This is a genomic window from Pseudomonas sp. 05N434 (assembly GCF_056396965.1).
The window spans coordinates 1-9,688 of record NZ_JBFTMK010000152.1 but is presented as its reverse complement, the minus strand read 5'-3'; the positions used below and the strand labels follow the sequence as shown (position 1 = coordinate 9,688).

The 9,688-nt window shown below is 59.5% G+C and carries 9 protein-coding genes; 1 reads left to right on the top strand and 8 read right to left on the bottom strand.

Features of this window, described 5'->3' with window-relative positions:
- Positions 1-23: 23 nt before the first annotated feature.
- Positions 24-1,307, bottom strand: coding sequence for an argininosuccinate lyase (locus AC1DLB_RS12350; RefSeq protein WP_477785060.1), 1,284 nt, complete (start codon positions 1,305-1,307; stop codon positions 24-26).
- A 328-nt stretch (positions 1,308-1,635) separates the two neighbouring features.
- On the opposite strand from AC1DLB_RS12350, the gene AC1DLB_RS12345 reads away from it, so the two are divergent.
- Positions 1,636-2,601, top strand: coding sequence for a LysR family transcriptional regulator (locus AC1DLB_RS12345; RefSeq protein WP_064617794.1), 966 nt, complete (start codon positions 1,636-1,638; stop codon positions 2,599-2,601).
- A gap of 142 nt (positions 2,602-2,743) precedes the next feature.
- Here AC1DLB_RS12345 and AC1DLB_RS12340 read toward each other — a convergent pair whose 3' ends face one another.
- The 7 genes from AC1DLB_RS12340 to AC1DLB_RS12310 form a co-directional block, all read right to left on the bottom strand.
- The gene (locus AC1DLB_RS12340) at positions 2,744-4,366 is read right to left on the bottom strand and encodes an ArnT family glycosyltransferase (protein WP_477785059.1); all 1,623 of its coding nucleotides are present in this window, start codon (positions 4,364-4,366) and stop codon (positions 2,744-2,746) included.
- Positions 4,339-5,718, bottom strand: a complete 1,380-nt coding sequence (locus AC1DLB_RS12335) for a UDP-glucose dehydrogenase family protein (protein ID WP_477785058.1) — start codon at positions 5,716-5,718, stop codon at positions 4,339-4,341. Before AC1DLB_RS12335 ends, AC1DLB_RS12340 begins: the two co-directional genes overlap by 28 nt.
- Positions 5,715-6,128: a 4-amino-4-deoxy-L-arabinose-phosphoundecaprenol flippase subunit ArnF gene (arnF, locus tag AC1DLB_RS12330; RefSeq protein WP_019578860.1), complete on the bottom strand. Its 414-nt coding sequence runs from the start codon at positions 6,126-6,128 to the stop codon at positions 5,715-5,717. The genes AC1DLB_RS12335 and arnF overlap by 4 nt, the downstream gene beginning before the upstream one ends.
- Positions 6,125-6,469, bottom strand: a complete 345-nt coding sequence (arnE, locus tag AC1DLB_RS12325) for a 4-amino-4-deoxy-L-arabinose-phosphoundecaprenol flippase subunit ArnE (protein WP_018925830.1) — start codon at positions 6,467-6,469, stop codon at positions 6,125-6,127. The genes arnF and arnE overlap by 4 nt, the downstream gene beginning before the upstream one ends.
- Positions 6,466-8,121, bottom strand: a complete 1,656-nt coding sequence (gene arnT, locus AC1DLB_RS12320) for a lipid IV(A) 4-amino-4-deoxy-L-arabinosyltransferase (protein WP_064617798.1) — start codon at positions 8,119-8,121, stop codon at positions 6,466-6,468. Before arnT ends, arnE begins: the two co-directional genes overlap by 4 nt.
- A complete protein-coding gene (gene arnD, locus AC1DLB_RS12315; RefSeq protein ID WP_477743121.1) occupies positions 8,118-9,002 on the bottom strand; it encodes a 4-deoxy-4-formamido-L-arabinose-phosphoundecaprenol deformylase in 885 nt (294 codons plus the stop codon). The genes arnT and arnD overlap by 4 nt, the downstream gene beginning before the upstream one ends.
- Positions 9,002-9,688 (bottom strand): NAD-dependent epimerase/dehydratase family protein (locus AC1DLB_RS12310; RefSeq protein ID WP_477785057.1); only part of this gene is annotated, 687 nt, incomplete at its 5' end. The genes arnD and AC1DLB_RS12310, both read right to left, overlap by 1 nt.

Here is a 9,688-nt window from a genome sequence, read left to right as displayed (position 1 = left end):
CCTACAAGGTTTTGCGTTGTCTATCAGAGGCGGAAGCCCTGATAGTTCTCGGTCCACGCTTGCTGCGCGGCGAGGGCGGTTTTCAGTCGGCCGATCTGCTCGCGCACCTGTTGCGGTGCGGTGCCACCCCAGCCACTGCGGGCGGCGATAGCCGCTTCGAGGGTCAGGCTCTCGCGCACCTCAGGCGTCAGGCGCGGATCGATCTCGGCCAGCAGCGCCGGCGAGGCTTCCCACAGTTCGATGTCATGTTTCTCACAGGCCTGGACCAATGCGCCGGTGATTTCATGCGCTTCCTTGAACGGCACGCCGCGTACCGCCAACCAGTCGGCGACTTCAGTGGCAAGGGTGAAACCCAGCGGTGCCTGACGGCGCAGTTCTTCGACGTTGACCTTCATGGTCGCGACCATCCCGGCCATGGCCGGCAGCACCAGCAGCAGGGTGTCGACGCTGTCGAGCACGCCGTTTTTGTCTTCGCTCAAGTCACGGTTGTAGGACAGCGGCAGGGATTTGAGCGTCGACAGCAGGCAGAATTCTTCGGCGAGGCGGGAAATGTTGATCCCTAGCATGCTGGCGATAAACRGGAATTCGGCGACGTGATCGCGGCTGGCCACGGCGTCGATGGAGTTTTCGCACACGCCGCTGTAGCCCATTTCCTTGGCTGACTGCTGGGGCAGGCGAGCGATGGCGGAACCGGCCATGGCCGCTGCACCCAGTGGCGACAGCGAGGTGCGCGCGTCCCAGTCCACCAGGCGCTGCACATCGCGCAGCATCGATTGGGCGTGGGCCAGCAAGTGGTGAGCGAACACGATCGGCTGGGCTTGTTGCAAGTGAGTGAAACCCGGGCAGATGCTCTCGACGTGTTGCTCGGCCTGTTCCACCAGCGCTTGCTGCAAGGCCAGCACTTCAACGGCCAACGTACGGACGTGATCACGCAGGAACAGCCGCAGGTCGTTGGCGGTCTGGTCGTTGCGCGAACGGCCGGCGCGCAGCTTGCCGCCCAGTGCGCCGAGGCGTTCGGTCAGCAGGCGCTCGATGAAGGTGTGCACGTCTTCGTCGTCCAGGGTCGGCGCGATGTTGCCGGCACGGAAGTCATCACCGATGCCCTGCAGGGCGTCGAGCATGGTCTGGGTTTCCTGCTCGCTCAGAAGGCCGGCTCGCTGCAACTCCCGGGCATGGGCCTTGGAACCGGCGAGGTCATATGGGGTAAGGCGAAAGTAGCGCTCGGGGCAACGGGACAGCGCCGCCAGAGCTTCAGACGGGCCGCTCTTGAAACGGGCACCCCAGAGACGGTCGGTGGTTTGAGACATTGTTGTTTTCCTCGTCGTTGCTCGGAAGTTAATAGTTAATCTGGTGTGATGCCGAAGAGCTTCGCGGGCAAGCCTCGCTCCTACAGGTCGAAAAAAATTCAACCGGGCGTAGTTAGGCCAAAGCAGTGTTCAAGAGGGCAGTTGCGAAATGGCGAGAGCTGATCGAAGTGTCAGCTTTTAATAGTTCGAAATCAGTGAGTTGGCACTGATCGGCGGGATTTATTAACGGTTGCCAAGCCTTGTTTTCTGTGTTCATTATTATTAGCCAGCACTGTTTTTGTTGTTGGACACAGGTTGTTGAATAGGGCGCCAGAGGTAAATAAGCATTATGGAAACCCCACTTTCCAATTCCGGAAACCCGCCGTTAAAAACGGTACATCGGGCGCCGTTGGCCCTCAGCGGCCTGGACTTCAAACTGCTCAAAGTATTCAAGGCCGTGGTCGAGGCTGGCGGCTTCAGTGCGGCGCAGAATGAGCTGAACGTGGGCTTGGCGGCCATCAGCAAACAGATTTCCGACCTTGAGATTCGCATCGGCATGCGCCTGTGTACCCGGGGGCGGGAAGGGTTTCACCTGACCGAAGAAGGGCGCCTGGTGTATCAGGCGTCGATCGATTTATTTGCCTCGGTCGATAACTTTCGTGATCGGCTTAGTTCGGCGCAGAATGAACTTATTGGCGACCTTGGGGTGGGCGTCATTGATAATACAATTACGGACTCGAATTCTCCGTTAGTTGCGGCGCTTAGAAGAATAAATGAAGAGTCGCCGAAAGTAAGATTTCAACTTCAGGCCTCCCAGTTAGATGAGGTGGAAAGAGGTGTGGTCGAGGGGCGGTTAGTGGCCGGGATCGTGCCGGTTTATCAAAAAAGAGAAGAGTTCGATTACTTCCCGCTGTATGAAGAACGCTCGTATGTGTATTGCGCCGTCGGTCATCCACTGTTCTCGGTGCCGGAGGCGGACATGGGCGGCAATGTGCTGCAGGATTACGAGTGCATCAACCACCGCTACGCGATCCATCGGGACAAACTGAACTTTGCCCGCTACGACAGCTTTTCCGCTTCGGCGACTCAAGTGGAAGCTGTGGCGCTGCTGGTCAAGACGGGGCGTTTCGTCGGTTTTCTGCCCGAGCATTACGCGGCAAACCTGGTGGCTCAGGGACAGTTTCGGGCGGTGCGTCCGGACCTGATCAACATCGTCACGCCGTTCAATCTGATCCTGCGCCACAACACTGTGCGCAGTCCGTTGGTGAAGGCGTTTGCCCAGTCGCTGGGGGTGGATTTGAAGGCGCCGGTTTAACCTCAAACGTAGGCGTTCAAGTGTGGTTAACAGTAACTAAAGGACAATACATGGATACGCAGGAGCTACTGCAGGCTGCGATCTTTGATCTTGCTCTTCAGCAACATCGAAACCATCAAAAGATCGCAGCCTACGGCAGTTCCTACAAGGGCGGCGTGTGCAGCAATACGAAATCGTTCTTATCGAAACGTCCGCTCAATACCGGTGGCTGGGCACCCAGCGGAGTGCCTTGCAGGGCGTTGTAGTCGTTTCGGTCCATCATCAGCCAGGCCGGCCCCGAGAGGGCTTCCAGTTCCTGTGTCGATTCGGTGAACACCGGTTGAAAGTCCTGCTCGATATTGACCATGAACTTGATCGCCTTGGCGTCTTTGCCCATGCCGTGCAGCACCAACGGCGCCGGCGCTTTTTGAATCTCTGCGAACGCGGCTCGACTGAAGGCTTGCGTGTCGTAAAGCTGACGTTCGACCGGTTCATACACCAGGATATAAACCGACCACAGCGCCAGGACTGCGCAACAGGCCAGCACCTCGGCTCGCCAGTGAGCGCGGAACCAAGCCGCCAGTGTGATGACTTGCAGAGCCGCAAGCACGATCAATACCGGCACAAAGGCAGGAGGTTGTGCTGGCAGACGCCGCTGAATGATCAGCAATGCGACAATCAACACCCCCGGTATCACCAGCCACAGCCCTTGCATCAAACCCCGCAACCAACCGAATACCCGACCTTGCGCCACCTGAAACGGGTACGCCGCAATGATCGCCGCCATGGGCAGCATCGGCAGCAGGTAACGGGCCTTTTTCGCCTGGGGAATCGATAAGCCAATCATCACGATCAACCCGGCCGCCGTGCAGTATTGCAACAAGCGTAATGCCGGACCTGCCTGCCGTGGGTTCGTCAGCCAGACCGCGGCCAATACCAGCAGTGCCAATGGATAAGCGAGCGCATAGTTGCCAAACGAAGCGGTGAAGTAATACAGCGAACCACTGACGCCTTCACTGCCGTCCATGCGCCCCATGAACTGCATGCGCACCACGTCATGCATGAAGGCCGTTCCACCACTGGCTTCGGCCAGCCACAGCAGCGCGCCGACGCACACCACCAACAACACCGCCGCCAACAGGCCAAAACCGAACAACCGTGACCATTGGCGATTGAGCAGGTAGTAGCTGCACAACATACCGGTGGGGATAACCAGCCCGATCGGCCCGCGAATCCCGAAGCCCAACAGCAGCAGCACAAAAATCAGCGGCCACCGACGGGGCATCGCGAAATGATCGGCGGCGTACCCAAGGTAGAACACCGAAAAGGCCACGGCCGCCAGCATCAGGTCCTGGGACACGGCACGGGTTTCAGTGACAAATGTACTGGTGAGCAACATCAACGCGATGCTCAGCAGCGCCCAGCGTGTGGAGCAGGGCGCGACCAACCGGTACATCAACGTGACGATCACCGCAGCGCCGATGGCAGTCGGCAACCACGCGGTGAGGCTATTGACCTGACCGAACGGCAGGGACAACAGCCAGACAAACACCGTAGACAGCGCCGAGTAATCGGCATAGGGCTGGCCATAGGTGGTCGGGAAAAACGACGGCCCGTGGCGCAGCATCTCCTGGGCGAACAGCACGAACCGCGAATCGAAACCGATTGYTGTTTGCTGATAGACCCCCGCGATGAACAGCATGAACGTCAGCAGCCCGAACCCTAAGGACTGCCGACGAATGCTGGGCGATACCGTACTCACGCGACGCCTGAGGCCGATGGCCATTGCTGAAGGGGAATTGGCAATTTGCGGGATTCACCACGGCCCATCGGGAAATACAGGAAGCCGCTGCGGGCCAGGCGCTCTGCGTCGTACAGGTTACGTCCGTCGAAAATCACCGGTGCATTCAGGCGTTGCTGGATCAGGTCGAAGTCTGGCGCCTTGAACTGCTGCCATTCGGTGCAGATGATCAAAGCGTCGGCACCCGAAAGGACTGATTCCGGCGTGCCCATGAGCATCAGCTTCGGTTCGTCAGGATAAAGGTGTTGGGTTTCCTGCATGGCTTCCGGGTCGAACGCCCGTACATTGGCCCCCGCAGCCCACAGCGATTCCAGTAGCACCCGGCTCGGCGCATCGCGCATGTCGTCGGTGTTGGGTTTGAASGCCAGGCCCCARASGGCGAAGGTCTTGYCKYKCARMTCACCYTTGTAGAACGCGTTGATGCGTTCGAACARYTTGTGTTTCTGCCGCTSGTTGATGGCTTCSACCGCTTGCAGCAGGTCGCTGTTGCAGTGGGCTTCTTCGGCACTGTGGATCAGAGCGCGCATATCCTTGGGGAAACACGAGCCGCCGTAACCGCAGCCGGGGTAGATGAAGTGGTAACCGATACGCGAGTCGGCACCGATGCCCAGCCGTACCGATTCGATGTCGGCACCCAGGTGTTCGGCCAGTTCGGCGATCTGGTTGATGAAGCTGATTTTGGTCGCCAGCATGCAGTTGGCGGCGTATTTGGTCAGCTCGGCGCTGCGCAGGTCCATGAACATGACGCGGTCATGGTTGCGGTTGAACGGTGCATAGAGGTCGCGCATCACGTCGCGCACTTCATCGCCTTCACAGCCGATGATGATGCGGTCCGGGCGCCGGCAATCGGCCACGGCCGAACCTTCTTTCAAAAACTCCGGGTTGGAAACGATATCGAACTGCAGCTGACGGCCGGCCTTGAGCAGGTACTGGTCGATATGGGCGCGCAGCGTATCGCCGGTGCCCACCGGCACCGTGGATTTCTCCACCAGGATCACCGGCTGTTCACGATGACGCGCGACCGCTTCACCCACGGACAACACGTATTGCAGATCCGCCGAACCATCCTCCCGGGACGGCGTGCCGACGGCGATGAACAGCACCTGGCCATGTTGCACCGCGAACTTTTCGTCCGAGGTGAAGTGCAGCCGCTTGGCATCCAGGCTTTCACGCACCAGGCTGGCCAGCCCCGGCTCGAAGATGCTGACGTGGCCTTGTTGCAGCAACGCAACTTTTTTCTCGTCAATGTCCATGCACACTACGTCATGGCCGACTTCAGCCAGGACGGCGGCTTGCACCAGACCAACGTAACCGCTACCAAATACACTGATTTTCATGATGCACTCCTAAGTTCGGGCGCGCGAGCAGGTCGAGAATTAATAGTAATGACCCCCAGGATGACCAGCGCCACTCCCAGGGTTTTTGAAAGACTGAAGGATTCGTTGAACAGTGGCAGGCTGGCGGCCAGCACATACACCAGCGCGTAGCTGATGCTCAGCAGCGAATAGGCCCGACCCAGCGGCACATCCCGCAGGGCCGCGAGCCAGGTGAGCATCGACACGGCATAGGCGAGGATGGCGGCCAGTACGACAATCACAGCGGGCATATCGACGCTGCCGCTGCTCAAGGCCGCTAACCACTGTTCGGGATGTGGCAAGCGAGTCATGCTCCAGCGCATGCCCAACTGCGCGGCGGTGCCCAGCACTACGCTGCCCATGGCAAAGGCGATTCCGCGACGCAGGCTCATGCGTGTTGCCCCAGCAACGCCACGCCACCAATCACCAGCGCCACGCCCAACCAGTGACGGCGGTCGATGACTTCGTGAAAGACGAAACGGGCGACCAGTGTGATCAGCACGAAATTCAGGCTGAGCATGGGATAGGCGATACCGACTTCGAGGCGCTGCAACACCAGCAGCCAGACCAGCAAGCCCAGCCCCAGAGAGGCGAGCGCCAGCCACAGCCAAGGCGAACGCAGTTTCTCGCCCCAACCCGAGGTCTTGCCACGCCAGCTTTCCACGGCGTACTTCTGGGCGATCTGGCCAAGGCAAGTCAGCAGGCAGGCGGTCAGGAGCAGCAACAGGCTCATGACGCATCCCGAGGGAAGATCAGGATCACCAGGTTGCCTTGTTCATAACGTTTGCCATCCTTGGGCAGCAGTTCGATTTCTTGCAGTTCGTCATCCCCTTTGACCCGCATCACCACGCCGACCGAACCACTCTGACGCGCTTCGCGCATCCACTGTTGCACGTGCTCAAGATCGACCCGCTGCTGTATTGCATCTGGATCAGGATAGTCGAGGCCGTATTTCAATTCGCCTATCGTGTTGTACAACGCCACCTCCGGGCGTTTCAAGCGCCAGGCCAGGGCCGAGGCAGCGCCCAGGTCGTTGCTCAACAGCTTGTCGGTCTGCGCCAGTTCCGGGGCGTGCTGGAGGATGAACTGGTCGGGCATCTTGTTAGCCACCACCGAATCCGGCATGCCGGCCGGCAGCACGCCGATCAGCAGCAAACTGCCAAAAGCCGGTGCCGCCCAGCATTGCAAGGGACGGAAGGCCTGCAGCAGGTTGGCCATGATCCAGCCGATCAACCCGATGAACACCAATACCAGGTTGTGCAGTTCGTGGGTGTACAGCGGTTTTTTCAGTTGCAGATAAACCAGCGCAATCAGGACGATCAGGCCCAGCGTCATGTTCAGCAGGCCATTGATCCCCAGCACCCGGCCTTGTTCCAGCTTCAGTCGGTCCGCCAGGGCATGGCCCAGCAACAACGCCAGAGGCAGCAGGCAGGGCATGATGTAGGTCGGCAGCTTGCCGTTGCTCAGGCTGAAAAACAGCAAGGGCATCAGCAACCACAGCAGCAGGAAAGCGATGTTGGCCTGACGCCGGGTCTGCCAGGCCTGTTTCAGCGCCGATGGCAGCAACGCCGCCCATGGCAGGCTGAACGCTACCAGCAGCGGCAGGTAGAACCACCATGGCGCATCGTGTTGGGCGTCATCCCCGGCGAAGCGGCGAATGTGTTCGTGCCAGAAGAAGAACCGCCAGTAATCGGGTTCCTGCGCGTGCACCGCCAAGGCCCACGGCAGGCTCACCGCGATGGCGACGATAATCGCCACCGGGCCGTAAGTCAGCAGTTCCCGCCAGCGTTTCTGCCAGAGCACCCAGGGCAGGGCGATCAACACCGGCAACGCCCAGGCGAGGAAGCCTTTGGTCATGAAACCCATGCCACAGGCAAGCCCCAGTACAGTCCAGCCGAGCAGACGCTGGCCACGGCTGGTGCTGTCCAGCGCAAACCACAAAGCCACCAGGCTCAGGTTTACCCAGAAGGTGAATTGCGGATCGAGGTTGGCGTAGCCGGCTTGCCCGGCGATGATCGCAAAGCTCATGTACAGCAGCGCACAGGCAAAACTCTTGCGCGGCTCGTTCCACAGCCGGTGAGCGATCAGGTAGCACAGCAACACGCTCAGCCCGGTGCTCAGCACCGAGGCAATACGTACGCCAAACAGATTGTCGCCAAACAGCGCCTGGCCGATAGCGATCATCCAGTAGCCCGCGATGGGCTTTTCGAAGTAACGCAGGCTCATGAAATGCGGCGACACCCAGTTACCGCTCAGGAGCATGTCCTGGCTGATCTGGGCGTAACGGGTTTCGTCGGGAATCCAAAGGCCGTGAGAGCCTAGCGGCAGCAGGTACGCCAGCGCCAGAACGACCAGTAATAACGGCAATGCCCAAGGTTTGCTCATGCGCCTTGAACCCCTAGCCAGCCTTCGCGACCCTCAAGAGTGCCGCGTACGACCCGGCCCTTAGGCAAGATGGCGGGGGCGTCGGGAAGCAAATTGCCCAAGGGTTGGAAATGAATATCACGTTGGCGAGCATCGGCCAATAATTGGCGAAAATCGTTGGCCATCAGAATCCCTTCTACTTCGGCATGGACAGTGTAGACATTGAGTTTTTGCGGGGAGAACCGCTCAAGAATGAAGGTGTTGAAGTCTTTGGCCGCAACGGTCGGGCCAACCACTTCGTCGAAGGTCGGCAGGTCCACCGGAATCTGCGGTGCGCCCAGACTACCATTGGTCAGGATTGGCTGGAACAGGTGCTGGCCCCGACAATCGCTGTTGTAGCGAAAGCCGAAACCTTGCTTGGCTTCGATCACACGCTCGTCCGCCCGCCAACCGGCGGAAGCCGAGCATTCGACTTTTTGGCCGAGGATGTCACTGAGGCTGTCGACGCCACGACGAATCTGCTCGATCAGTTGCGCCTGGCTCCAGCGTCCGGCATTGGCCTGCCAGCCGTGGTGATCCCAGGCGTGCAGGCCGACTTCATGCCCAGCCGCCTGGGCTTGACGCATCAGGTGCCCGAGGTCGCGACCGATCGGTTTGCCCGGCCACGCAGTGCCTGCCAACAAAATATCCCAGCCATACAGGCCGGCAGCGTTGGAACGAAGCATCTTCCAGAGAAACTGCGGACGGATAAGGCGCCACAAGTGGCGCCCCATGTTGTCTGGCCCGACGCTGAAGAAAAACGTCGCCTTGACCTGTGCTTCATCGAGCATTTCGAGTAACCGCGGCACCCCTTCACGGGTGCCTCGGTAGGTGTCGACATCGATTCGAAGGCCTGCCTGCATCAACGTTTTTTGTCCGCGATTTCGAGCATGGCCTCGCGCAGGAAGAAGTCCAGCGTGTTGCCGATGGTTTCCTTCATCTCCACGGTGGGTGCCCAGTCAAGCAGACGCTTGGCGTTGGCGATGCTCGGTTTGCGGTGAGACACGTCCTGATAGCCAGTGCCGTAGAAAGCCTTGCTTTCGATATCGCGGAAACCGGCGAATGGCGGGAAGTTGTCGCGCAACGGGTGAGCTTCGAACTGACGCAGCAGTTCTTCGCCCAGCTGACGAATGCTGGCTTCGTTGTCCGGGTTGCCGATGTTGATGATCTGGCCGTTGCAGACATCGTTGTCGTTGTCGATGATCCGCGCCAGGGCTTCGACGCCATCGGCGATGTCGGTGAAGCAGCGTTTTTGTTCGCCGCCGTCGAACAGGCGAATTGGCGTGCCTTCCACCAGGTTCAGGATCAACTGGGTGATGGCCCGGGAGCTGCCGATACGCGCCGAGTCCAGACGGTCCAGGCGTGGGCCCATCCAGTTGAAAGGGCGGAACAGGGTGAAGTTCAGGCCTTTCTGGCCGTAAGCCCAGATCACTCGGTCAAGCAGCTGCTTGGAGATCGAGTAGATCCAGCGTTGCTTGTTGATCGGCCCAACCACCAGGTTGGAGCTGTCTTCGTCGAAGTTGGCGTCCTGGCACATGCCATAGACTTC